21 protein-coding genes and 2 tRNA genes are annotated in these 24410 nt (G+C 70.6%); 20 read left to right on the top strand and 3 right to left on the bottom strand.

All coding sequences use genetic code 11. From position 1 onward, the window contains the following. Positions 1-38 precede the first annotated feature (38 nt). From obgE to galE, 3 genes are read left to right on the top strand one after another with little or no spacing between them, the layout of a single operon-like run. Positions 39-1484: a GTPase ObgE gene (gene obgE / locus ABT123_RS10400; protein ID WP_351311785.1), complete on the top strand. Its 1446-nt coding sequence runs from the start codon at positions 39-41 to the stop codon at positions 1482-1484. A 32-nt stretch (positions 1485-1516) separates the two neighbouring features. Beyond that, positions 1517-3157 (top strand): glycosyltransferase family 2 protein, encoded by a 1641-nt coding sequence (locus tag ABT123_RS10405; RefSeq protein WP_351311787.1) that lies wholly within the window; start codon positions 1517-1519, stop codon positions 3155-3157. A gap of 26 nt (positions 3158-3183) precedes the next feature. After that, on the top strand, positions 3184-4179 hold the full coding sequence (gene galE, locus ABT123_RS10410; protein WP_351311789.1) for a UDP-glucose 4-epimerase GalE: 996 nt from the start codon (positions 3184-3186) through the stop codon (positions 4177-4179). A gap of 90 nt (positions 4180-4269) precedes the next feature. Here galE and ABT123_RS10415 read toward each other — a convergent pair whose 3' ends face one another. Beyond that, positions 4270-5421, bottom strand: coding sequence for a glycosyltransferase (locus tag ABT123_RS10415; RefSeq protein WP_351311791.1), 1152 nt, complete (start codon positions 5419-5421; stop codon positions 4270-4272). After that, positions 5418-8297, bottom strand: a complete 2880-nt coding sequence (locus ABT123_RS10420; protein ID WP_351312102.1) for a bifunctional glycosyltransferase/CDP-glycerol:glycerophosphate glycerophosphotransferase — start codon at positions 8295-8297, stop codon at positions 5418-5420. The genes ABT123_RS10415 and ABT123_RS10420 overlap by 4 nt, the downstream gene beginning before the upstream one ends. Positions 8298-8425: 128 nt before the next feature. Here ABT123_RS10420 and ABT123_RS10425 point away from each other — a divergent pair, with 128 nt between their 5' ends. The 8 genes from ABT123_RS10425 to ABT123_RS10460 all read left to right on the top strand — a co-directional run bounded on the left by ABT123_RS10425 (position 8426) and on the right by ABT123_RS10460 (position 15417). Next, the gene (locus ABT123_RS10425) at positions 8426-9367 is read left to right on the top strand and encodes a glycosyltransferase family 2 protein (RefSeq protein WP_351311793.1); all 942 of its coding nucleotides are present in this window, start codon (positions 8426-8428) and stop codon (positions 9365-9367) included. Further along, a complete protein-coding gene (locus tag ABT123_RS10430; protein WP_351311794.1) occupies positions 9364-9798 on the top strand; it encodes a GtrA family protein in 435 nt (144 codons plus the stop codon). The genes ABT123_RS10425 and ABT123_RS10430 overlap by 4 nt, the downstream gene beginning before the upstream one ends. Before the next feature lie 77 nt (positions 9799-9875). After that, the gene (gene proB, locus ABT123_RS10435) at positions 9876-11009 is read left to right on the top strand and encodes a glutamate 5-kinase (protein WP_351311796.1); all 1134 of its coding nucleotides are present in this window, start codon (positions 9876-9878) and stop codon (positions 11007-11009) included. 82 nt (positions 11010-11091) lie between these two features. Beyond that, positions 11092-11493, top strand: coding sequence for a DUF8830 family protein (locus ABT123_RS10440; RefSeq protein ID WP_502970932.1), 402 nt, complete (start codon positions 11092-11094; stop codon positions 11491-11493). A gap of 276 nt (positions 11494-11769) precedes the next feature. Continuing rightward, entirely contained in the window at positions 11770-13044 is a 1275-nt protein-coding gene (locus tag ABT123_RS10445; protein ID WP_351311800.1) for a glutamate-5-semialdehyde dehydrogenase, read from the top strand. A 78-nt stretch (positions 13045-13122) separates the two neighbouring features. After that, positions 13123-13674 (top strand): SCO2584 family spore wall biosynthesis protein, encoded by a 552-nt coding sequence (locus ABT123_RS10450; protein ID WP_351311802.1) that lies wholly within the window; start codon positions 13123-13125, stop codon positions 13672-13674. Between the two features lie 34 nt (positions 13675-13708). After that, positions 13709-14878, top strand: a complete 1170-nt coding sequence (locus tag ABT123_RS10455; RefSeq protein WP_351311804.1) for an SCO2583 family membrane protein — start codon at positions 13709-13711, stop codon at positions 14876-14878. Positions 14879-14943: 65 nt separating this feature from the next. After that, complete coding sequence (locus tag ABT123_RS10460) at positions 14944-15417, top strand: hypothetical protein (RefSeq protein WP_351311806.1); 474 nt, start codon at positions 14944-14946, stop codon at positions 15415-15417. Between the two features lie 87 nt (positions 15418-15504). On the opposite strand, the gene ABT123_RS10465 is transcribed toward ABT123_RS10460, so the two are convergent. Further along, positions 15505-16572, bottom strand: a complete 1068-nt coding sequence (locus ABT123_RS10465; RefSeq protein ID WP_351311808.1) for a M48 family metallopeptidase — start codon at positions 16570-16572, stop codon at positions 15505-15507. A 141-nt stretch (positions 16573-16713) separates the two neighbouring features. On the opposite strand from ABT123_RS10465, the gene ABT123_RS10470 reads away from it, so the two are divergent. From ABT123_RS10470 to leuS, 9 genes are all read left to right on the top strand, one after another. After that, the gene (locus tag ABT123_RS10470) at positions 16714-16881 is read left to right on the top strand and encodes a hypothetical protein (RefSeq protein ID WP_190344621.1); all 168 of its coding nucleotides are present in this window, start codon (positions 16714-16716) and stop codon (positions 16879-16881) included. Between the two features lie 50 nt (positions 16882-16931). Continuing rightward, entirely contained in the window at positions 16932-17549 is a 618-nt protein-coding gene (gene nadD, locus ABT123_RS10475; RefSeq protein WP_351311810.1) for a nicotinate-nucleotide adenylyltransferase, read from the top strand. A 25-nt stretch (positions 17550-17574) separates the two neighbouring features. Beyond that, complete coding sequence (locus tag ABT123_RS10480; protein ID WP_351311812.1) at positions 17575-19185, top strand: LCP family protein; 1611 nt, start codon at positions 17575-17577, stop codon at positions 19183-19185. Positions 19186-19280: 95 nt separating this feature from the next. After that, the gene (gene rsfS, locus ABT123_RS10485) at positions 19281-19727 is read left to right on the top strand and encodes a ribosome silencing factor (protein WP_351311814.1); all 447 of its coding nucleotides are present in this window, start codon (positions 19281-19283) and stop codon (positions 19725-19727) included. Between the two features lie 38 nt (positions 19728-19765). Continuing rightward, the gene (locus ABT123_RS10490) at positions 19766-20404 is read left to right on the top strand and encodes a histidine phosphatase family protein (RefSeq protein WP_351312104.1); all 639 of its coding nucleotides are present in this window, start codon (positions 19766-19768) and stop codon (positions 20402-20404) included. Between the two features lie 114 nt (positions 20405-20518). Further along, positions 20519-20591 (top strand) — tRNA-Ala (locus tag ABT123_RS10495). A 151-nt stretch (positions 20592-20742) separates the two neighbouring features. After that, entirely contained in the window at positions 20743-20976 is a 234-nt protein-coding gene (locus ABT123_RS10500) for a hypothetical protein (protein WP_351311816.1), read from the top strand. 138 nt (positions 20977-21114) lie between these two features. Further along, positions 21115-21187: transfer RNA gene (locus tag ABT123_RS10505), tRNA-Ala, on the top strand. A gap of 250 nt (positions 21188-21437) precedes the next feature. Continuing rightward, the gene (gene leuS / locus ABT123_RS10510; protein WP_351311818.1) at positions 21438-24308 is read left to right on the top strand and encodes a leucine--tRNA ligase; all 2871 of its coding nucleotides are present in this window, start codon (positions 21438-21440) and stop codon (positions 24306-24308) included. Positions 24309-24410: the final 102 nt, after the last annotated feature.

Below are 24410 nucleotides of genomic sequence, written 5' to 3' on the forward strand. Positions count from 1 at the left end.
CGCCCAGGACTATTCCGTACATATCTGGAGGAACAACCATGACCACCTTCGTGGACCGCGTCGAGCTGCACGTCGCCGCGGGTAACGGAGGCCACGGCTGCGCCTCCGTTCACCGGGAGAAGTTCAAGCCGCTCGGCGGCCCCGACGGCGGCAACGGCGGCCGTGGCGGAGACGTGATCCTGGTCGTCGACCAGTCGATCACCACCCTGCTGGAGTACCACCACAGCCCGCACCGGAAGGCCACCAACGGCAAGCCGGGCGAGGGCGGCAACCGCTCCGGCAAGGACGGCCAGGACCTGATCCTGACCGTCCCCGACGGCACCGTGGTCCTCGACAAGGAGGGCAACATCCTGGCCGACCTGGTCGGCGAGGGCACCACCTACGTCGCCGCCGACGGCGGTCGTGGCGGCCTCGGCAACGCCGCGCTGGCCTCGGCCCGCCGCAAGGCGCCCGGCTTCGCCCTGCTCGGCGAGCCCGGCAAGGCCGGGGACATCGTCCTGGAGCTCAAGACCGTCGCCGACGTGGCGCTGGTCGGCTACCCGAGCGCCGGCAAGTCCTCGCTGATCTCGGTGCTCTCCGCCGCCAAGCCGAAGATCGCCGACTACCCCTTCACGACCCTGGTACCGAACCTGGGCGTGGTCACCGCCGGCTCGACCGTCTACACCATCGCCGACGTCCCCGGCCTGATCCCCGGCGCCAGCCAGGGCCGTGGCCTGGGCCTGGAGTTCCTGCGGCACGTCGAGCGCTGCTCGGTGCTGGTGCACGTCCTGGACACCGCCACCCTGGAGTCCGACCGCGACCCGGTCTCCGACCTCGACGTCATCGAGGAGGAGCTCAAGCTGTACGGCGGCGGCCTGGAGAAGCGCCCGCGCCTGGTCGTCCTCAACAAGGTCGACATCCCCGACGGCCAGGACCTCGCCGAGATGATCCGCCCGGAGCTGGAGGAGCGCGGCTACAAGGTCTTCGAGGTGTCGGCCGTGGCCCGCACCGGCCTGAAGGAGCTGTCCTTCGCCCTCGCCGAGATCGTCGCCAAGGCGCGCGCCCGCAAGCCCAAGGAGGAGGCGACCCGCATCGTCATCCGTCCGAAGGCCGTGGACGACACCGGGTTCACCGTCGCCTACGAGGAGGCGGAGGACCTCTACCGCGTGCGCGGCGAGAAGCCGGAGCGCTGGGTCCGCCAGACCGACTTCAACAACGACGAGGCCGTGGGCTACCTCGCCGACCGACTCAACCGCCTCGGCGTCGAGGACGCGCTGATGAAGGCCGGCGCCCGGGCCGGCGACGGCGTTGCCATCGGCCCCGACGAGAACGCGGTCGTCTTCGACTGGGAGCCGACCGTGATGGCCGGCGCCGAGATGCTCGGCCGCCGTGGCGAGGACCACCGCCTGGACGCCCCGCGCCCGGCCACCCAGCGCCGCAAGGAGAAGGAAGCGCAGCGCGGCGACGCCGCCCAGCGCGAGTACGACGAGTTCCGCCCCTTCTAGGAGGTGTGCGGCCACCCCGTAGGATCGGGCCGGTGAGCAGCAACACTCCCACCGTTTCCGTCGTGGTGATCGCGTACAACGACGCCGGGCTCGTGGGCGAGGCCGTCCGTTCGGCACTCGCCCAGGGCCCGGCGGTCGGTGAGGTCATCGCGGTGAACGACGCGTCCGCCGACCGCACCGCCGAGGTTCTGGACGGGCTGGCCGCCGCCCACCCGCTCCTGAAGGTGATCCACCGGACGGAGAACAGCGGTGGCTGCGGCACCCCCCGCAACGACGGCATCGCCGCCGCCACCGGCTCGTACGTCCTCTTCCTCGACAGTGACGACGTCCTGCCGCCGGGCGCGGCCGAGGCCCTGCTGCGCGCCGCCGAACGCCACCGGGCACCGGTCACCGTCGGCTCCTGCGTGCGCCGCGAGCTGCCGCAGGGCAACGACGTTCCCTGGATGCCCGGGCTGCACGCCCCGGGCCCGGCGGGCGAGGTGATCGAGCGGCCCGCGGACCGCCCCGAGCTGGTCCGCGACACCCTCTGCGTCAACAAGCTCTACCGCCGGGACTTCCTCGACGAGCACGGCATCCGGTTCCCCGACGGCCGGTTCGTCTACGAGGACTTCGTCTTCACCGCCCGGGTGCTGGCCGCCGCCCCCCGCATCGCCGTGATCGAGGACCTGGTCTACGTCTGGCATGTGCGGCGCAGTGCCGCCCAGGTGTCCATCTCCCTGGACCGCAAGGACGTCGGGAACTGGCGCTCCCGTATCGAGGCCCACCGCCGGGCCGCCGAGATCCTCGGCGCCTCCTCCGAGGAGCTCGGGCGGGCCTGCGCCGTGAAGTTCCTCGAGTACGACCTGCGGATGTACCTCCGGGAGCTCGGCAAGGACCCCGAGTACCGGGCCGCCTGGTGGCAGCTGACCCGCGCGTACCTCGACAGCTTCGACGAGGCCGCCGTCGAGGCCGCCGCCGCCAAGGCCCGTTGGATCGTCCGGGTGCTGCGCGCCGCCCCGGCCCCGCCCGCCGATGTCGAACGCCTCACCCGGTTCGCTGCCGAACCGCCCCGTCTGCTGCCCCCGTACGCCACCGGGCCCGACGGCACCCCGGTGTGGAGCGCCGAGCTGCCCGAGGCCCGGCTCGACGGGCTGGCCGGGCTGCCGTTGGCCGAGCTGCCGGTCACCGTGGACGCCGGACCGGCCGGCTCCGGTGCCCTCGCCGTCCGCGTCCACGACCTGTACGGGCGGCTCGCCGCGGCCGGCCCGCGCACCGCGCAGCTGCACTTCCTGCCCCGCGGGGGCGGCGATGCGGTCAGCGGCCACCCGGTGGAACTGCGCCCGGAACGAGACGGCGAGGCCGGCGAAGGCACCTGGATCGCCGAACTGCCCTTCAAACCGGCCGCGCTGGCCGTCACCGGCCGCCGCCTGGGGCTGCGCGGCATGCAGGCCTGGGACCTGCGGGTGGGCGTGGAGTGTGCCGACGGGAGCTCCCTGCTCACCTCCCTGCGCCCCCTCGGTGACCTGCTGCGGAGGCGGGCGCTGCCCAGCAGCCGGTACGGTGTTCTGCTGGCGCAGCCGTACCGGACGGCCGCCGGATCGCTCGCGCTGCGGCTGGCGCCCGGCGCCGACGGGGCGGCCAACCTCGTACGCAACCGCCTCAGCCGGTCCCGCACGGGCCGCGGGGCACGCTAGACAACGGACAGGACTCGGGAGACCCCATGACGTTTCTGATCACCGGTGGCGCCGGATACATCGGCTCGCACGTGGTCCGCGCGATGCTGCTCGCGGGGGAGAAGGTGGTCGTCTTCGACGACCTGTCCACGGGGAACGAGGACCGGGTCCCGGAGGGCGTGCCGCTGGTGATCGGCACGGTCCTGGACCGGCTGGCGCTGGACGAGGTCATCCGCAAGCACAAGATCACCGGCGTGGTGCACCTGGCGGGCAAGAAGCAGGTCGGCGAGTCCGTCGAGAAGCCGATGTACTACTACCACGAGAACGTGGAGGGCCTGCAGGTTCTGCTGGGCGCGGTGGCCGCGGCCGGCATCCGCAACTTCCTGTTCTCCTCCTCGGCCTCCGTGTACGGCATGCCGGACGTGGACTCGGTCACCGAGAACACCCCCTGCGCCCCGCTGAGCCCGTACGGCGAGACCAAGCTGGCCGGCGAGTGGCTGGTCCGGGCGGCCGGCAAGGCGCACGGCATCGCCACCGCCTGCCTGCGCTACTTCAACGTGGCCGGTGCCGCCGCGCCGGAGCTCGCCGACACCGGGGTGTTCAACCTGGTCCCGATGGTCTTCGAGCGGTTCGACCAGGGCGAGGGCGCCCGGATCTTCGGCGACGACTACCCGACCCCGGACGGCACCTGCATCCGCGACTACATCCACGTCGAGGACCTCGCCGACGCCCATGTGGTGGCCGCACGCAAGCTGGCCGAGTGGGCCGAGGCCGGCGAGTACAAGGACCTCACCGTGAACATCGGCCGCGGCGAGGGCGTCTCCGTCCGCGAGATGGTCGACCTCCTCAACGAGAACACCGGGCACAGCCACGCCCCGGTGGTCACCCCGCGCCGGCCCGGTGACCCGGCCAAGGTGGTGGCCTCGGCCGACCGGATCGCCGCCGAGCTGGGCTGGAAGGCCCGCCACGACGTCCGCGAGATGATCACCTCGGCCTGGGCGGGCTGGCAGGCCAACAAGTCCGCGGCCCACAAGGAGCGCTGACCTCCAGCAACGCATGAAGCCGCCCGCCCCGGTGATTCCGGGGCGGGCGGCTTCGTTGCGGTGCGACGCGGTGGCGGTCAGCGCCGGCGGTCAGCGCTGGAGGAAGGCGAACAGCTCTTCCCACCGGTCCGTGATGTCGGCGCTGGAGTAGCGCTGCACCTCACGGAAGGCGGTGTCACCGAGCCGGTCCCGGTAGGCCCGGTCGGACATCAGCCGGTCCAGGTGCCCGGCCAGCTCCATGGTGTTGCCCAGCCGGGCCAGCAGCCCGTCCTCGCCGTGCGACACGATCTCGCGGACGCCCGGCGCGCAGTCGAAGGCCACCGGAGGCACGCCCGCCGCCATCGCCTCCAGCAGGGTGATCGGGAAGCCCTCGGCCCGGGAGGCCTGCGCGAACACCGAGGCCTCCTGCAGCGCCCCGAGCACATCGCCGGTGCTGCCCATCCACTCCACCGAGTCGTCCAGGCCCAGCGAGGTGCAGTACGCGCGCAGGGTGGCCTCCTCCGCGCCCGCGCCGTAGATCCGCAGGGTCCAGTCCGGGTGCTGCGGAGCAGCCTCCGACCAGGCGTCCAGCAGCAGGTCCACGCCCTTCTCGAAGGCGAGGCGGCCGACCGAGGCCACCACCTTCGCCTCGCGCGGGGCGGGCGCCTCGGGCATGAAGGGCAGCGGGTTCGGCATGGAGCCCACGTTCTCCATCCCGGAGCGGATCCACAGGTCCGCGTCCTCCGGGGTGAGCACCAGCAGCCGGTCCACGTCCTTGTAGTGGCGCCGGACTCGGGCCGCCCGCGAGGACTTGTGGCTGGCCTCGTACGACTCGTGGCTCATCCCGATGAGGGTGAGCCCCTTGGTGTCGGCGAGCGCCACCCACTCCATCGCCCAGACCTGGGTGCAGATCACCACGGCACCCGGCCCGGCCGCCCGGAACAGCGCGTTCAGCTTCTCGGCCTGCTCGCGCATCCCGGCCCGGCGGGCCGACTGGCGGCGCCGCTCGGGCGCGTTCAGCTTCCCCTTGAGGCCGCGCAGCGCGCGCGGCGAGGGCGGCCGTACGTCGTACAGACAGGTCGTCTCATACGGCAGGTCGGCGGGGAAGGGCTGGCGGAGGGGCTCCTCCACCGGCGCGATGCCGATGACGTGCACCCGGTGGCCGCGGTCGGCGAGCAGCCGGGCCATCTGGTGCGACCAGGTGGTCACACCGCCGATCTCGTCGACGCTGTTGGAGACGAAAAAGATGTCACGGCTGCTCACTTGCCGCTCCCCTGGAAGAACTTCTCGACGATCTGTGCAGCCGCGTCCCCGCGGTCGTGCTCGCCGAACTCGGCGAGGAAGCGCTGCCGCGCCTCGGCGTACTTGGCGTCGGCCTCCTCGAAGGCGGCGACCGCCTGCAGGAGTTCGTCCGCCGTGGCCACGACCGGGCCGGGCGCCTTCTCCTTCAGGTCGAAGTAGGTGCCGCGGATGTCGCTGGAGTACGCCTCGTAGTCGTACGCGAAGAACAGCATCGGCCGGTCCAGGACCGCGTAGTCGAACATCACGGACGAGTAGTCGGTGATCAGACCGTCCGCCAGGGCCAGCAGCGGGGTGATGTCGTGGTGCTTGGACACGTCGATCACCCGGCCCGCCACCGACGGCGGCAGCGAGACGCTGTTGAGGTAGTGGGTGCGCACCAGCAGGGTGAAACGGTCACCCAGCTTGTCGGCGAACTCCTTCACGTCGAAGGGGAACTCGAAGCCCTCCACCGAACCGTCCGCCGCCGCCCGGAAGGTCGGCGCGTACAGCAGCACCTTCTTCTCCGGGGCGATGCCCAGCTCGGCCGCGAGCGGCCCGCGGACCCGCTCGCCGCTGTCCGCCTCCTCGCGGTAGGCCGCCACCAGGGCGTCGTTGCGCGGATACCCGGTGGGCAGCAGCACCTCCTCGCGGAGCCGGAAGCCCTTGGCGAGGGTGCGCCGGTCGTGCTCGGACCGGATCAGGAAGTGGTCGAAGCGGTCGACGGCCTTCTGGAACTTGGCCTGCGCGTCCTGGCCGAGCGCCTTGGTGCGCGGCTCGTGGAAGCCCATCCGCTTGAGCGCCGAGCCGTGCCAGGTCTGGATGTACGTGGTCCCCGGGCGCTTGGCCAGCGCCAGCGGGAAGCCCTGGTTGTCGATCCAGAACTCGGCCTGGGCCAGCGCCCGCAGGTACTGCCAGCTCCACCGCCTGACCAGGGTGGCCTCCTTGGGGAAGCCGGTGGGCTTGGCGCCCGCGTAGGACCAGACGGCTTCGAAGTCGACGCCCTGGCGGACCATTTCCTCGTAGATCGCCTTGGGGCTGTCGCTGAACTGCTTGCCCATGTGGCTCTCGAAGACGACCAGGCCCTTTTTGATCGGCAGCTTCGAGAAGACCTCGTGGTAGGCCTGCACCTTCTGCTCGCCCGAGCCGATGTTCCGCTTGGTCTTCAGGGCCTTCTTCAGGCTCCGCTTGACCAGGCCGGCGGCCTTGCCGTGCATCGCGTTGTTGATCAGCGCCGAGGTGCGGACGGCTGCCGCGCCCTCGGCGGTGAGCACGTAGGAGAGGTTGCCCTTCTTGGTGATCTCCGGCTCGAAGCGGTCGGAGACCAGCCGGGTCAGCCGCGGGCGGACCCGCAGGGCCGCTGCCTGCTCCAGGTCGACCCCGCCGACCGCGACCCGGGTGGAGATCCGGTCGCCGCCGGCCGTCAGCTTCAGGCGGACGTCCCACACGGCGTCGATGATGCCGAGCGGCCGGACGGTCTTGCCGATGTCGGCCCGTACGGTCCACTCGATCGTGTCACCGGCGTGCTTGATCGTTTCCACCGGGAAGCTGAACGACTTCACGCCGATCTGACGGCGGGCCCGGAACTCCAGCTCCGCCTTGAGCGGCGCGTCCGCCGCGATCCGCCGCAGCGGGTTCACCACCGCGCCGGACATCGTGACCGTGCCGCGTCCGTCGTCCTGGTACGAGGTCAGCCGGTTGCCCAGGGCGAGCGAGCCGAGCGGGGCGGTGTGGAAGCCCTGCCCGGTGACGTCCAGTATCCGGCGGGCCTCGGAGTCCGCCGGGTCGTCGACGTGCCGGTCGCACCAGTAGATGCGCCCGTCGCGCTTCGCGAGCGGGGAGGTGAGCCGTCCCTTGTTGGTCATCGACTCGGCGGCCGGGATCAGGTTCTCCCAGTCCTCCTTGCCGAGCAGGTAGGCGCAGATCGCCTGGAGGTGGTTGACGTGGTCGTACGCGGCCGGGTCGATGCCCGCCAGGTAGCCGTTGGCCAGCCGGGCGAACTCCTGCCGGTAGTCGTCGTCCACCAGGTGCAGGTCACGCAGGTGCAGCACCAGGTCGTGCTTGAGGAACTTGGCGTCCTTGGCCGACTTGATCTCGTCGTGCCCGTGGGCGGCGAGCAGCTCGTCGACCCGGCGGTGGATCTCCATCCGGTGCACGAAGTTCGCGATCTCGTGGCGCCGGTTGCTGATCGACTTGGCGGCGGCCTTCTCGATCACGTTCCAGAAGTAGACGTGGTTCGGGATCAGGGTGATCCGGCGGGCCGCGACGTACGCCTGCGCCGAGAACAGCAGGTCCTCGTAGTGGATGCCGACCGGGAACTCCAGGCCCTGCTCCAGCAGGAACGCGCGCCGGTAGCACTTGTTCGTGGAGAGGGTGTCGTAGACCAGCAGGTCGGGGTACTCGGTGATGGATTCCAGGGTCCGGGTGCGGGCGTAGATCCACGGGTACCACTCGGTGGTCTTGCGCCACCGGTTGTCGAGGTGGACGCGCACGCACATGCCCGAGACGAGGTCGGAACCGGTCCGCTCGGCGGCCTCCAGCATGTTCCGGCAGGCGTTGCGCTCCAGCACGTCGTCACTGTCCAGGAACATGACATAGGTGCCGGTGGCCTGCTGGATGCCGTGATTGCGGGGCGCTCCGCAGCCACCGCTGTTCTCGGGCAGCCGGAAGGCGCGCACCCGCCCCGGATGCGCCGCTTCGAGGGCCTGTGCCACCTCGAACGACCGGTCCTTGCTGCAGTCGTCGACGATGACGACCTCGACCCCGTGCAGGGTCTGGTCGAGCACCGACTGGACGGCTGTCGGCAGACGCTCTGCGTCGTTGTAGACGATGACGACCACGGAGACGTCAGGCACGTGCACCTCGATCCCTATTTGTTCCGTTCCGCTCAACCCGTCAAAACTACCCTGAGTTCCCCTCGACTCCGGCAGCCGACCTGCGGGCGTGCATACTTCTAGGGCATGCCGATCCGGCCCAGCAGGAAGTGTTCATGACGAAGCTGTCCGTAGTCGTTCCTTGCTACAACGAAGAAGCGGTCATCGACAGCTTCGACCTCGAGATCCGCAAGGTTCTGGACTCCCTCCCCGTCGAGTACGAGGTCTGTTACGTCGACGACGGCAGCCGCGACGGCACCCTCTCGAAGCTCCGCAAGCTCGCCGAGGTGAATCCGGAGCAGACCCGGTACGTCTCCTTCAGCCGCAACTTCGGCAAGGAGGCCGGCATGCTCGCCGGCCTGCGCGAGGCCACCGGCGACGCCGTGGTGATCATGGATGCCGACCTCCAGCACCCGCCGGAGCTGATCGGCAAGATGCTGGACCTCTACGCGCTCGGCCACGACCAGATCATCGCCCGCCGCAACCGCGAGGGCGACAAGAAGGTCCGCTCAGCCCTGAGCAGCCTGTACTACCGCGCGGTCAACCGGTGGGTCGATGTCGAGCTCACCGACGGCGTCGGCGACTTCCGGCTGCTCTCCCGCCCGGCGGTCGACGCCCTGCTCTCGCTCCAGGAGTACAACCGGTTCTCCAAGGGCCTGTTCTCCTGGATCGGTTTCGACACGATCACGTTCGACTACCAGAACGCGCAGCGCGAGGCCGGCGAGACCAAGTGGAGGTTCGGCGCCCTGCTGAATTACGCCATGGACGGGCTGATCTCCTTCAACAACCGTCCGCTGCGGCTGGCCATCTGGATGGGCGCCGCGCTGACCGCCGTGGGCGCCCTCTACACCCTGTGGATCATCATCCAGGCGCTCACCACCGGAGTCACCACCCCCGGTTACGTCACCCTGGTCGCGATCATCGTCGGCCTGGGCGGCGTCCAGATGAGCATGCTCGGCCTGATCGGCGAGTACATCGGCCGTATCTACTACGAGACCAAGCGCCGCCCGCACTTCCTGGTGAAGGAATCGCACGGCGTCGACCTGGACGAGAAGTGAGCCAGGTGAAGGACCAGCTGGGGCAGATCATCCGCTTCGGCTTGGTCGGCGGCGTCAACACGGGCACCTTCTTCGGCATCTACCTGCTCCTGCACCCGTGGATGCCGTACTTCGCCGCCTACACCCTCGCCTTCGTGCTGTCGATGATCGGGTCGTTCTTCATGAACACCTACTTCACCTACCGCACCCGGCCCACCTGGAAGAAGTTCCTGCTCTTCCCGCTGACCAATGTCACCAACTACGTCATCCAGTCGGTGGGCCTGTACGCCCTGGTGACCTGGGCCGACATGAACACCAAGATCGCCCCGCTGGTCGCCGCGGTGGTCGCGATCCCGTTCACCTTCCTGCTCTCCCGCAAGATCCTGGTCCCCGGAGCCCGCGCGGGCGCCCCGGAGACGGAGGAGCAGAACCGCAGCACGTCCACGGTCTGAAACCGGCGGGCAGCCTTCCGGCCCCACCCCGTAGATTGAGCACCGGACAACGCGAAGCGGGACGACTGGGCAAGGGGATGGACGTGTCAGGGGCAAGGCAGCACGTGGTGGATGCCCGCAGGATCGTGGTCAAGGTCGGATCCTCCTCCCTCACCACCGCGGCCGGCGGTCTCGACGCCGACCGCGTCGACGCGCTGGTGGACGTCCTGGCCAAGGCGCGCAGCGGCGGCGAGAAGGAGATCGTGCTGGTCTCCAGCGGCGCCATCGCCGCCGGACTCGCCCCGCTCGGCCTGCGCCGCCGCCCCAAGGACCTGGCCCGCCAGCAGGCCGCCGCGAGCGTCGGCCAGGGCCTGCTGGTCGCCCGCTACACGGCCTCCTTCGCCCGGTACGGGATCCGCGTCGGCCAGGTCCTGCTCACCACGGACGACACCAGCCGCCGCGCCCACTACCGCAACGCGTACCGCACCCTGGACCAGCTCCTGGCGATGGGCGCCCTCCCGGTCGTCAACGAGAACGACACCGTCGCCACGGACGAGATCCGCTTCGGCGACAACGACCGCCTCGCCGCCCTGGTCGCCCACCTCGTCCGCGCCGACCTCCTCGTCCTCCTCTCGGACGTGGACGGCCTCTACGACGGCGACCCCGCCCAGCCCGGCACCACCCGCATCGACGAGGTGCGGGGCCCCGAGGACATCGCGCACGTCTCCATCGGCAGCGCCGGCAAGGCCGGCGTCGGAACCGGCGGCATGGTCACCAAGGTCGAGGCCGCCAGGATCGCCGCCGCCGCGGGCGTCCCGGTCGTCCTGACCTCCGCCAGCCAGGCCGCCGACGCCCTGGCCGGACGCGAGACGGGCACCCTCTTCCACGCCACCGGCCGCCGCTCCGCCGACCGCCTCCTGTGGCTCCAGCACGCCTCCACCCCGCAGGGCCACCTGGTCCTCGACGAGGGCGCGGTCCGCGCGGTCACCGAACGCGGCAGCTCCCTGCTGCCCGCGGGCATCGCCGCCGTCGAGGGCGACTTCACGGCCGGCGACCCGGTGGAACTCCGCTCCGCCGACGGCCGGCCGATCGCCCGCGGCCTGGTCAACTTCGATGCGAAGGAGCTCCCGCAGCTGCTGGGACGCTCCACCCGCGAGCTCGCACGGGAGCTCGGACCCGAGTACGAACGGGAGGTCGTCCACCGGGACGATCTGGTTCTGCTGCAGGGCTGAGGTTCGGCAAAACCGCCGCGCAGGGGGCCGGGGACTGGTCAACTGTGGGAGGCGGGCAGACACGCAGGGCAGAGGAGGGCGACTGGTGAGACGAGCGCTGACCAGCGTCGCGGGCGGCGGCGGTGAGGAACACGACCCGGACGCGTCCCGCCTGTGGCACGTCACCCTCAGCGTCTCCGGCAAGCCGGTGCCGCTGGCCGAGGTCCGGCGCGGGCTGGAGCAGTTGGCCCACGACCACCCCTTCCTCCTCACCAGCCGGTACGCCGACGACCACGCGGAGATCCGCTACTGGGAGGAGGCCCGCGACCTCCACGATGCGGCGGCCGTCGCCCTCCGGCTCTGGGGCGAACACCGCTCCTCGGCGAAGCTGCCGCCCTGGGAGATCGTCGGCCTGGAGGTCATCGACCGCGCGACCTACCACCAACGCGTAGCAGAAGGCTACGGCCCACCCCCAGCCCACCCGGTAGGCGTCCACCCCTACTGACCCCCCGCCGGGGTGGGCAGGCGTTCCGCAGGGCGGAACGGGTGGGCACACCGGAACGACGGCCCGCGCCGTGTCGCGCAGCGTGCACCCGAAGCGGAGCCGGGGCTCCGCCGGGCCGGGTACAGCCGGGGTGCACGCTGCGCGGCCGGTGCGGGCCGGTGTGCCGTGTGCCCACCCGTGCCGCCCTGCGGCACGATTGCCCACACGGCGGTGGGGGCCGTCTCGCGGGTCGGAACCCCGCCAAGCCGCTGCCCACCCGGCACTACCCTGGATGGCATGACCTCGCTCAACGACGCCTCCCCCGTGATCGCCACCGCGCAAGCCGCCCGCACCGCCGCCGCGGCCATCGCCCCGCTCCCGCGGTCCGCCAAGGACACCGCCCTGCTGGCCATCGCGGACGCGCTGGAGGCCCGTACCGCCGAGATCGTCGAGGCCAACGCCCAGGACATCGCGAAGGCCCGCGCCGCCGGCACCAGCGAGACCGTCATCGACCGGCTCACCCTCACCCCCGACCGGGTGAGCGCCATCGCCGCCGACGTCCGGGACGTCGCCGCCCTGCCCGACCCGGTCGGCGAGGTCGTCCGCGGGTCCACCCTCCCCAACGGCATCGACCTCCGCCAGATCCGCGTCCCGCTCGGCGTCGTCGGCATCATCTACGAGGCCCGCCCCAATGTCACCGTCGACGCCGCCGCCCTCTGCCTGAAGTCCGGCAACGCCGTCCTCCTCCGCGGCAGCTCCTCCGCGTACGCCTCGAACACCGCCCTCGTCGCCATCCTGCGCGACGCCGTGCAGAGCACCGGCATCCCCGCCGATGCCATCCAGCTCGTCCCCGGCGAGTCCCGCGACTCCGTCCGCGAGCTGATGCGCGCCCGGGGCCTCGTCGACGTGCTCATCCCGCGCGGCGGCGCCTCCCTCATCAAGACCGTGGTCGAGGAGTCCACGGTCCCGGTCATCGAGACCGGCACCGGAAACTGCCACGTGTACGTCGACGCCCAGGCCGACCTCGACATGGCCGTGCAGATCCTCGTCAACTCCAAGGCCCAGCGCCCCTCCGTCTGCAACGCCGCCGAGACCCTCCTGGTGCACCGCGACATCGCCGCCGCCTTCCTGCCGCTCGCCCTGGACGCCCTCGCCGACGCCGGGGTGACCGTCCACGGCGACGCCGCCGTCCTCGCCGCCGCCGAGGACACCAAGGTCACGGCGCTGCCCGCGACCGACGAGGACTGGGCCGCCGAGTACCTGTCCTACGACATCGCCGCCGCCGTGGTCGGCTCCCTCGACGAGGCCGTCGCCCACATCCGCCGCTGGACCTCCGGCCACACCGAGGCGATCGTCACCACCTCCCAGGCCGCCGCCCGCCGTTTCACCCAGCTGGTCGACTCGACCACGGTCGCCGTGAATGCCTCCACCCGGTTCACCGACGGTGGCCAGTTCGGCTTCGGCGCGGAGATCGGCATCTCCACCCAGAAGCTGCACGCCCGGGGCCCGATGGGCCTTCCCGAGCTCACCTCGACCAAGTACATCGTCACCGGCGACGGTCACGTACGGTAGTCGCCCGCCCGACTCCGCGTGGCCGAAATTCCGGCCCATCCCCTGCCCAAAACAGCCGCCCAGGTCTACGCTGGCTCCGTGCCGGACGACGTGGGGGGCAAGCCGTTCCCGGATCACGGGGAGCCCGACGACGACCGCGGAGGCGCGGATTATGACTTCGCCTCCGTGGTGTTCGACGAGGCCTTCGTCCGGAGCGCCGAGATCCATGAACCGAGCGCCGCGGAGCGGCTGCGCGAGGCCGAAGCGGCCCGCGCCGTCGCGGGTGGCCGCCCGACCGACGAGGACCCCTTCGAGGGGTACCCGTACGGCTGGCCCGACGGACCCGACGACCTCCCGGACGAGGGCTACGACGGCACCTCCGGACACGGATACGGGTACGGCTATGGCTACGGCCCGTACGGTGCGTACGGCGGCGCCCTGCGCCCCTACCGGGGCCGGTCCCGCTGGCTGCGGCCGGTCGCCTGGGTGCTCGCCGTGGTGATGGGCATCGGCATGGTCGCCCTCGCCTTCATCGCCGTCTACCGCGGCGCCTCGGGCGACTCCGGCCAGGCTCCGCCCCCTGCCAGGACCCCGCTGACGGAAGTCAGTGGCGATGGCGCGTTTACGTACCCTGCCGGCCGCCAACCCTGAAGGTACGACCCCCTCCCGGAGCAGGGAGATGCGCATGGCCGTGCCAGGAGATCCACCTGACGGCACCCCCGACGGAATCGGCGGTGGCGAGGAAGAGTACCGGTCGGACGAATACCGATCGGTGGTGTTCGACGAGGACTTCATCCGGGCTGCCCGGCTCCAGGAATTCTCCGCCGACGAACGCATGGGCGAGCACGCCCGCGCCGTGCGCAGCCGCTCCCTGTGGTCCTCCGGCGCGGGCCGCGGCACCGGCACCCCCGGCCGCGGCGCCCGCCAGGGCATGCTCCTGGTGCTGCTCGTCGCCCTGGCCTTTGCCGCGGCCGTCTACATGGGCATGCGGAATCCGTATGTGACCCCGTCCGGCCGGACCATCGAACCGATGGCGAGCACGGTGGTGCCTCTCGCCCCCGCCGACACGGTGCCCGGCGGCCGGCCCGCCGACCTGTACGCGAAGAGCCCGGCCGACCAGTACCGGGTCGGCGCGGCGGGGATCACCCTCCCGGCGGTGCACCGCACCGCGCACTTCACGGACACCCAGGTGGTCACCGCGCTGTCGGTGGCCAAGGACTACCTGGTGCGGTCCTCGCTGGAGCCCGACGTGCTGGACGGCACCGCCTTCCGGCAGGTGCGCCTGCTGCTCGACCCCGACCAGCTGGACCAGTTCGACCGCAGCATGAGCTCCCCGCGCAGCGACGGCCGGCACGCCGCCACCGGCTGGCTGGTCCGCTTCGACCCGGCCACCGCCCTGGTGGCCGACTCCCGGATCCGGGTGCACGGCACCCTGGACTTCGCGGAGGTGGCCCCGGACGTGCTGGAGGTCATCTCCGACCACGTCTTCGTGTACGCCGTCCGGCCGGCCGCCGCCGGCCCGCGAGCCGACGCTGACCAGGCCTCCCTGTTCACCGTCCGGCGCGAGCTGCGACTGCGCTTCGACCGCGACGACCTGGTGGCCCGGCGGGCCGAACTGCTGTCGGCCTATGTGATGGCCGGACCGCAGGACTGCGCGGCCGACCCGGCCAGGAGCTTCACACCGCTGCTCGCCGGGGCCAAGGCCACCACGGTCGGCCCGGCGGCCACCGACCCCCACGCCGGCAGTGATGCGCGCCGCGCGGCCGGGCTGTGCGGCGTACTGGCCACAGCCGGCGACCCGTCCCCGCCCGCGACCGCCCCCGCCCCGGCAACCCCGAACACCCCCGGATCCTAGGCTCTGGCAGACTTCCCGGGGTTTCGGGCGCGGGGTGCGCCCGAAGACGGGGGAGGGGGCCGGCCATGGGCCGTCGCTGGGACAGGTACATCGGCACCCGCTACCCCGACCGTGCCGTTGCACCGCTGCCCACCCTGGAGGTCAGGGCCGCCCTGCTCGCGCTCAACGGGCCGGGACTGCCGTTCGTGGTGCGCAACGGCACGCCCAAGGAAAAGGCCGACCTGGTGGCGGAGTGCCGGATCCCGCAGCTGGGCGTGACCCTCAAGACCCGGATGCGCCTCGTCGCCGCGGACCGCGAGGTGCGCACCGTCGACGAGCGGTGGGAGGTCGGTTCCTCCCACAGCGACCACTCCGGCACGCAGTACTCCCGCGGTCCGGCGAGCTCGGTGTACCGGACCTGGAAGATCGAGCGCGGGGCCGACGGCAGCCGGCGCAAGGTCGAAACCTTCCGCTTCGACACCCGGGACATGAAGGATCCGCTGCGGAACACGGTCCTCGCGGCGGGCTGGACCTGGCGCGGAGTGCTCTTCAAATTCTGAGCACCCGTCCGGACCGGACCGGACCGGACCGGACCGGACCGGCCGCCGTCGGCGGCGCGACCCGGTCCGCCACTGCACCTACGGCACCTACACGTCCTTGCCGCCGGCGCCCGAGCCAGACGTACCGCCCGAGCCGCCGCCCGTGAACCGGTCGCGCAGCGAACCGGCCAGGTCGCCCGCCCCGCCGGCCAGGTCGCCGACCAGCTTCATCAGCGGATCCTTGCTGGTGCGCACCGAGTCCGCGTAGTGCGTGGCGGACTGCCGGAAGGAGTCCGTCACCGAGGTGTCCTTGTCCTCCTCGCGGCGCGGGTAGTGGCCGTCCATGATCCGCTGGTAGTCGCGGCTCTCCGCCCACTTCTTCAGCTCGGCCGCCCGGACCGTGGTGAAGGGGTGCGTCCGCGGCAGCATGTTGAGGATCTTGAGCACCGAGTCGCGCAGGTCGCCGCCGGCCTCGTACTCCTCGGCCTGCGCGAGGAACGCGTCCACATTCATCTCGTGCAGGTGGTTGCCGCCGGCGATCTTCATCAAGCCGCGCATCGAGGCCTGCAGATCCTGGCCCACCAGCAGCCCGGCCCGGTCCGCCGACAGCTCGGACTTGCGGAACCACTCGCGCAGCCCGGTGACGATCGCCATGACCGCCACATTGCCCAGCGGAATCCACGCGACCTTCATCGCCAGGTTCGTCAGAAAGAGCAGGATCGTCCGGTACACCGAGTGACCCGACAGCGCGTGACCCACCTCGTGGCCCACGACCGCCCGCATCTCCTCCTCGTCGAGCAGCTCGACGAGACCGGTGGTCACCACGATGATCGGCTCGTCCAGGCCGATGCACATGGCATTCGGCTTCGGGTCCTGCTGCACATACATCTGCGGGACCTTCTCCAGGTCCAGGATGTAACAGGCGTCCCGCAGCATCGCGTTCAGATGGGGGAACTGGGTGTCGCCCACCCGCACCGTGTCGGACAGGAACAGCAGCCGCAGGCTGCGCTCCGGCAGCAGCCCGCTCAGGGCCTTGAACACGGTGTCGAAGCCGCTCAGCTTGCGCAGCGCCACCAGCGCCGACCGGTCCGCCGGATGCTCATATGCCCGCGAGGAGATGTCCGGGAACCTCCTGCGGTCTCGCGCCGGCACCTTCTCGAATCGCGTGTCAGTCATCGCGCCCTCCCCCTTGATCGGACTGCCTTGCCATGCGTCTATCCTCTCCAACGCCTGAGTCGGCGTGAGCGTGCCCCAGGCACCCGCATACGATGTGAGCGAAGTCTCCGCCCGCTCCCCGACCCGATAGGTACCTGCCTGATGAGCCTCTCCACCACCGCCCAGAGCCTGGTTCTCCTCGCCTCGGAGGAGGCCGAGAAGCACGGCGGCAACCATGACAGCCTGAACCCCTACCTCACCGGCGGCGGCGCCTTCGTCGTGCTGATGCTGATGCTCTGGGTGACCACGCGTCTCAACCGCGACCGCTAGTCGTACCGCGGCAGCAGCAGGGCGGTCCCGGGCCGGTATGGTCTGCGCTCATGGGAGAGCAGGAGATGCCTACCGGCCCGGTCAAGCGCCGGCTCGGCGTGATGGGCGGGACATTCGACCCGATCCACCACGGACACCTGGTGGCCGCCAGCGAGGTCGCCGCCCTTTTCCACCTCGACGAGGTGATCTTCGTACCGACGGGTCAGCCGTGGCAGAAGTCCCAGCGGGCGGTTTCCCCCGCCGAGGACCGCTACCTGATGACGGTCATCGCGACGGCCTCCAACCCGCAGTTCTCGGTGAGCCGCATCGACATCGACCGCGGCGGCCCCACGTACACCATCGACACCTTGCGTGATCTGCGGCGTCTCAACGACGATGCGGACCTGTTCTTCATCACGGGGGCCGACGCCCTGGCGCAGATCCTCACCTGGCGCAATGCCGAGGAGCTGTTCGCGCTCGCCCACTTCATCGGCGTCACCCGGCCCGGACACCTGCTCACCGACGACGGCCTGCCCGAGGGCGGGGTGTCCCTGGTGGAGGTTCCGGCGCTGGCGATCTCCTCCACCGACTGCCGCGTGCGCGTGGCCCAGGGGGATCCGGTCTGGTACCTGGTGCCGGACGGTGTGGTGCGGTACATCGACAAGCGAGAGCTGTACCGCGGAGCCTGAGGTTCCGCATGAGAGGGGCACCGCGGTGAACGATCGACAGCAACCGCAGTTCATCGGCTACGACCAGTACGGGCAGCCGGTGTACGCCCAGGTGCCCGCCGACCGGCCCGCGCCACCCGCGCAGCCGTACGGTCAGTACCCGCACGCCTACGAGCAGCAGCAACAGCAGCAACAGCAGCAGGCGTACGGCTATGACGCGTACGGGCAGCCCCAGCAGCAGTACTACGGGTACGAGACCCAGCAGACCCAGCAGCAGTGGATCCCGCAGCAGGCCCCGGCCCCCGCGCCGGAGGCCGCCCCGGAGCCCGCCGCCGACCCCGTCCCGGAAGCCGCATCGGTGCCGGAACAGCGCCGGACCCCCGACTACCGCACCGAGCAGTTCTCCTTCCTCGACCAGCCCGACGAGGACTCCGAGGACGTCATCGACTGGCTCAAGTTCACCGAGAGCCGCACCGAGCGCCGTGAAGAGGCCCGCCGACGAGGCCGCAACCGGATCGTGGCCCTGATCGTCGTCCTCGCCCTGTTCGTCGCCGCCGGCCTCGGCTACCTCTGGTACACGGACCGGCTGCCCTTCCTGGGCGGCCCGGAGGCCGGCAAGGAAGCCGCCGCCCAGAGCGGCCCGCAGAAGCGCGACGTGATCGTCGTCCACCTGCACAACACCAAGAAGGGCGGCACCGCCACCGCCCTGCTGGTGGACAACGTCACCGCCAAGAAGGGCGCCACCGTCCTGCTCCCGAACGCGCTGAACGTTCCCAAGGACGACGGCACCTCGGTCAACCTCGGCACCTCCGTCGCGGAAGACGGCCTGGGCGGCACCCGCGAGGCCCTCGACGCCATGCTGGGCACCAAGATCGGCGGCACCTGGCGGCTGGACACCCCGTACCTGGAGAACCTCGTCCAGGCTGTCGGCGGCATCGAGGTCGACACCGACACCGCCGTCCCCGCCGACGGCAACGCCAAGACCCCCGCCGTGGCCCAGGGCCAGAAGCAGAGCCTGAACGGCGCGATGGCGGTCGCGTACGCCACCCACCGCGCCCAGGGCGAGCCGGAGACCAAGCAGCTGGAGCGGTTCGGCAAGGTCCTCCTGGCCACCCTGCGCAAGATGCCGGGCGACGGGAAGGCCGCCGTCCTCACCGTCGAGTCCCTCGGCCAGATCCTCGACCCCTCGCTCACCGAGCAGGCCCTGGGCGGTTCGCTGGCCAAACTTGCCGAGCACGCCAAGACCGGCGCGTACCGCACCGACGTCCTCCAGGTGAAGCCCGACGGCACCCTCTCCGACGAGGCCGGCCAGGCCGTCGTCAAGGAGGTCCTCGGCGGCACCCTGACCGCCTCCCAGGGCGCGACCGCGGCCCCGCGGGTCGGCCTGCGCAACGCCACCGGCAACGACAAGGCCCCGCTCGCCGCCAAGGCGGCGCTCGTCAACGGCGGCTACACGTTCGTCGACGGCGGCAAGGCCGGCCAGACCCAGACCGCCACCCAGATCACCTACGCGGACGAGGCACAGCGCCCCAAGGCCGTCGAGGTCGCCAAGACGCTGGGCCTGCCGGAGACGCTGGTCAAGAAGGCCGGCGCGGAGGGCGGCGCCGTCAACGCGGACGTCGTGGTGACCCTGGGCAAGGACTACAAGGCTCCCTGACCTGTCCTGACGTGCGCCGACGGCAATGGCGTGGGCGGCGTCCGCAGCCCATGAGACCCTTGTAAGGATCTGCCCTCGACCCGAAAGCATGGCCAGTGACCGCCACGGACCGCTCCATCGAGCTCATCACCGCCGCCGCCCAGGCGGCGGCCGACCGGCTCGCGCACGACATCATCGCGTACGACGTCAGCGACGTGCTGTCGATCACCGACGCCTTCCTGCTCGCTTCGGCGCCCAACGACCGCCAGGTCAAGTCGATCGTCGACGAGATCGAGGAGCGCCTGCTCAAGGAGCTCGGCGCCAAGCCGGTGCGCCGGGAGGGCGACCGCGACGCCCGCTGGATCCTGCTCGACTACGTCGACATCGTCGTCCACGTGCAGCACAGCGAGGAGCGCGTCTTCTACGCGCTGGAGCGTCTGTGGAAGGACTGCCCCGAGATCGAGCTGCCCGAGGACGCCAAGCTGACCAAGGGCAAGGCCGAGGAGCACGCCAAGCTGCGCGCGGCGCAGGGCGACGAGGACCTGGACGGTGATCTGTTCTGAGCACGACCGGAACGGCCGGCCCGGCCCCTACAACGAGCATCAAGCCCGGCCGCAGGATCGTCCTGTGGCGCCACGGCCAGACCTCCTGGAACCTGGAGCGCCGATTCCAGGGTTCCACGGACATCGAGCTGACCGAGACCGGTGTGGCGCAGGCGCGCCGCGCCGCCCGGCTGCTCGCCTCGCTGAAGCCGGACGCCATCGTGGCCTCCGATCTGAAGCGGGCGGCGGCCACGGCCGCCGAGCTGGCCGCCGTCACCGGGCTGTCCGTCGAGCACGACGAGGCACTGCGTGAAACCTATGCGGGCGAGTGGCAGGGCCTGACGCACGACGAGATCCTCGCCAAGTACGGCGAGCAGTACGCGGCGTGGAAGCGCGGCGAGCCGGTGCGCCGCGGTGGCGGCGAACTGGAGACCGAGGTCGCCGACCGAGCGGCCCCGGTGGTGCTCGGGCACGCCGACCGCCTCGGCGAGAACGGCACCCTGGTCGTGGTCAGCCACGGCGGCACCATCCGCACCACCATCGGCCGGCTGCTGGGCCTGGACTCGTCCTACTGGGAGGGCCTCGGCGGCCTCTCCAACTGCTGCTGGTCCGTGCTGGGCGAGGGCGCGCGCGGCTGGCGGCTGCTGGAGCACAACGCCGGAACCCTGCCGGAACCGGTGCTCGGCGACGACGACTGAGACGGCGACTGAGACGGCGACTGAGCCGATTTCACTTTCCGGCTGGTCACCGGCTAGAGTTCTTCTTGTTCGCAGCGAAGACCGCAGGAAACAGCGGGAAGCGCAGCGGAGAGCGGGGCTATAGCTCAGTTGGTAGAGCGCCTGCATGGCATGCAGGAGGTCAGGAGTTCAATTCTCCTTAGCTCCACAATCAGGATCCCGTCCCCAACAAGGGGGCGGGATCCTTGCGTTTGTCCCTGCTGACCTGCCGCGTACCGCGTACCGGCATGGCAGAATCGGACGGCCGGAGGGGGAGACGACGGCCCGGACGGCTCTGAACGGGAGGGAGTCGCTGACGGATGGGATCACACCGGCGGCGGTGCGACTGGTGCAACAACGGCACGCCGATCGTGCGGGACATGGAACCGGTCAACCCCGACTACCAGTACTGGTGCGAGGAATGCGCGCGGGCGCTGATCATCAAAGGCGACCCCATCGAGAGGTACCGCGAGCTGGAGGGGGAGCCGATCTACGGCCGGCTGCTCGATGAACACTGCACGCTGAAGCGCTTCTACCAGTTCGCGAGAGCGTGACAGTCCGCCCAGGTTTGCCCAAATCAGACACGACCGAAACCGATTTTTGGACCTGGGCCATGACCGTGTAATGTTCTCGATGTCGCCAGGGGGAACCGGCAAGGGAAACCGAGCAGGGGCCCGGCGGCAGAGAAGCAAGGGGCTATAGCTCAGTTGGTAGAGCGCCTGCATGGCATGCAGGAGGTCAGGAGTTCAATTCTCCTTAGCTCCACAGAAGAGAAGCGGGTCACCCGGATCGGGTGGCCCGCTTCTCGTTGTGCGGTCGTCCGAGCAGGCGCCGCGAGCCCTGCGGTACCCTGACGCCATGCGTGCCGTACGCCTTCTGCTTACCGAGCCGCGCTGATCAGTCCCGACCTGCGGAGAGTCAGGTCGGCATCGGCGCGGCGTCCCCTCCTGTGCGAGGGGTTTTTTCGTTTGGGCAGGCAGAGACGGCAGAGACGATCGATGGAGCTTCAGAAATCATGAGCGAGACGAACACCCCGGCCCCCGAGGCGGCCGAGGGGCACCGTTACACGGCTGCCATGGCCGCCGACATCGAGGCACGCTGGCAGGACGTATGGGACGCGGAGGGCACCTACGAGGCGCCCAACCCGACCGGTGACCTGGCGGGCGACCCGGCCGTGGTCGCGCGGCCCAAGAAGTTCATCATGGACATGTTCCCGTACCCGTCCGGTGCCGGACTGCACGTGGGCCACCCGCTCGGCTACATCGCCACCGATGTGTACGCCCGCCACCAGCGGATGACCGGCCACAACGTCCTGCACACCCTGGGCTTCGACGCCTTCGGCCTGCCGGCCGAGCAGTACGCCGTGCAGACCGGCACGCACCCGCGCGTGTCCACCGAGGCGAACATCGAGAACATGAAGGTCCAGCTGCGCCGGCTGGGCCTGGGCCACGACAAGCGCCGGTCCTTCGCCACGATCGACCCGGACTACTACAAGTGGACCCAGTGGATCTTCCTGCAGATCTACAACTCCTGGTACGACGCCGACGCGGCCAAGGCCCGCCCGATCGCCGAGCTGATCGCCGCCTTCGAGGACGGCACCCGTGAGGTTCCCGGCGGCCGGGCGTGGGCGGAGCTGACCGCCGGCGAGCGGGCCGACGTACTGAACGAGTACCGGCTGGCGTACTCTTCCGACGCGCCGGTGAACTGGTGCCCCGGGCTGGGCACCGTACTGGCCAACGAGGAGGTCACCGCCGACGGCCGGTCCGAGCGCGGCAACTTCCCCGTCTTCAAGTCCCGGCTGAGCCAGTGGAACATGCGGATCACCGCCTACGCGGACCGCCTGATCGACGACCTGGACGCGCTGGACTGGCCCGAGGCCATCAAGCTGCAGCAGCGGAACTGGATCGGCCGCTCCGAGGGCGCCCGCGTGGACTTCGCGCTGGGCGACGAGGCCATCACCGTCTTCACCACCCGCCCGGACACCCTGTTCGGCGCCACCTACATGGTGCTGGCGCCCGAGCACCCGCTGGTCGAGAAGTTCATCCCGGCCGCCTGGCCCGAGGGCACCCACGATGTGTGGACCGGCGGCTACGCCACCCCCGCCGAGGCGGTGGCCGCGTACCGCAAGCAGGCCGCGTCCAAGTCGGACGTGGAGCGGCAGGCCGAGGCCAAGGACAAGACCGGCGTCTTCACCGGCGAGTACGCGATCAACCCGGTCAGCGGCGAGAAGGTCCCGGTCTTCATCGCCGACTACGTGCTGATGGGCTACGGCACCGGCGCGATCATGGCCGTCCCGGCGCACGACAGCCGCGACTTCGAGTTCGCCCGCGCCTTCGAGCTGCCGATCCGCTGCGTGGTCGAGCCCACGGACGGCCGCGGCACCGACCCGGCCGAGTGGGACGAGGCCTTCGTCTCGTACGACGCCACGCTGATCAACTCGGCCGGCGAGGGCATCTCCCTGGACGGGCTGGGCGTGGTGGAGGCCAAGGCCGCCATCACCGACTGGCTGACCGGGCGCGGCATCGGCGAGGGCACCGTCAACTTCCGCCTGCGCGACTGGCTGTTCAGCCGCCAGCGCTACTGGGGCGAGCCCTTCCCGATCGTCTACGACGAGGACGGCGTCGCACACTCCCTGCCCGAGTCGATGCTGCCGCTGGAACTGCCCGAGGTCGAGGACTACTCGCCGCGCACCTTCGAGCCGGACGACGCCGACTCCCAGCCGGAGACCCCGCTGTCGCGAAAGTCCGACTGGGTCAACGTCGAGCTGGACCTGGGCGACGGCCGGGGCGTCCGCTCCTACCGGCGCGAGACCAACACCATGCCCAACTGGGCCGGTTCCTGCTGGTACGAGATGCGCTACCTGGACCCGAACAACGCGGACGCGCTGGTCGACCCGGAGATCGAGCAGTACTGGATGGGCCCGCGGGACAGCGCCCCGCACGGCGGAGTCGACCTGTACGTGGGCGGCGCCGAGCACGCGGTGCTGCACCTGCTGTATGCCCGCTTCTGGTCGAAGGTGCTGTTCGACCTGGGCCACGTCTCCTCGGCGGAGCCGTTCCACAAGCTGTTCAACCAGGGCATGATCCAGGCGTACGTCTACCGCGACGAGCGCGGCTTCCCGGTGACGGCGACGGAGGTCGAGGAGCGGGACGGAAAGTTCTTCTTCGAGGGCGAGCCGGTCAAGCGCGAGCTGGGCAAGATGGGCAAGTCCCTGAAGAACGCCGTCACCCCGGAGACGATCTGCGAGGAGTACGGCGCCGACACGCTGCGCCTGTACGAGATGGCGATGGGTCCGCTGGACGTCTCGCGTCCGTGGGACACCCGGGCCGTGGTGGGCCAGTACCGCCTGCTGCAGCGGCTGTGGCGGAACGTGGTCGACGAGGAGACGGGCGAGGTCACGGTCGTCGGCACCGAGCCCTCGGAGCCGACCCTGCGCGCCCTGCACAAGGCCATCGACGGGGCCGGCGCGGACCTGGCCGGCCTGCGCTTCAACACCGCCATCGCCAAGATCACCGAACTGAACAACTTCCTGACCAAGGCCGGGGAGCCGCTGTCCCGCGAGGTCGCGGAGCAGCTGGTCAAGCTGGTGGCCCCGCTGGCCCCGCACATCGCGGAGGAGCTGTGGCACCGGCTGGGCCACACCGACTCGGTGGTGCACCAGGACTTCCCGGTCGCGGACCCGGCGTACGTGGTCGATGAGACCGTCACCTGCGTGGTCCAGGTCAAGGGCAAGGTCAAGGCCCGCCTGGAGGTGCCGCCGGCCATCTCGGAGGCGGACCTGGAACAGCTGGCGGTCACGGACGAGGGCGTGGTCGCGGCTCTGGGCGGTGCCGAGATCCGCAAGGTGATCGTGCGCGCGCCGAAGCTGGTGAACATCGTCATCTGAAGATGACAAAGTCCCCTCAGGGGGATCCCGTACGGGCAGGTTGGGGGTTCGATTGGAACCCCTGGCCTGCCCGTGGCGTTTACGGTGGGAGGGGAAGCAAGG

Origin of the sequence: Streptomyces sp. NPDC002054, from assembly GCF_040296685.1 — a bacterium.
Taxonomy (GTDB): Bacteria; Actinomycetota; Actinomycetes; order Streptomycetales; family Streptomycetaceae; genus Streptomyces.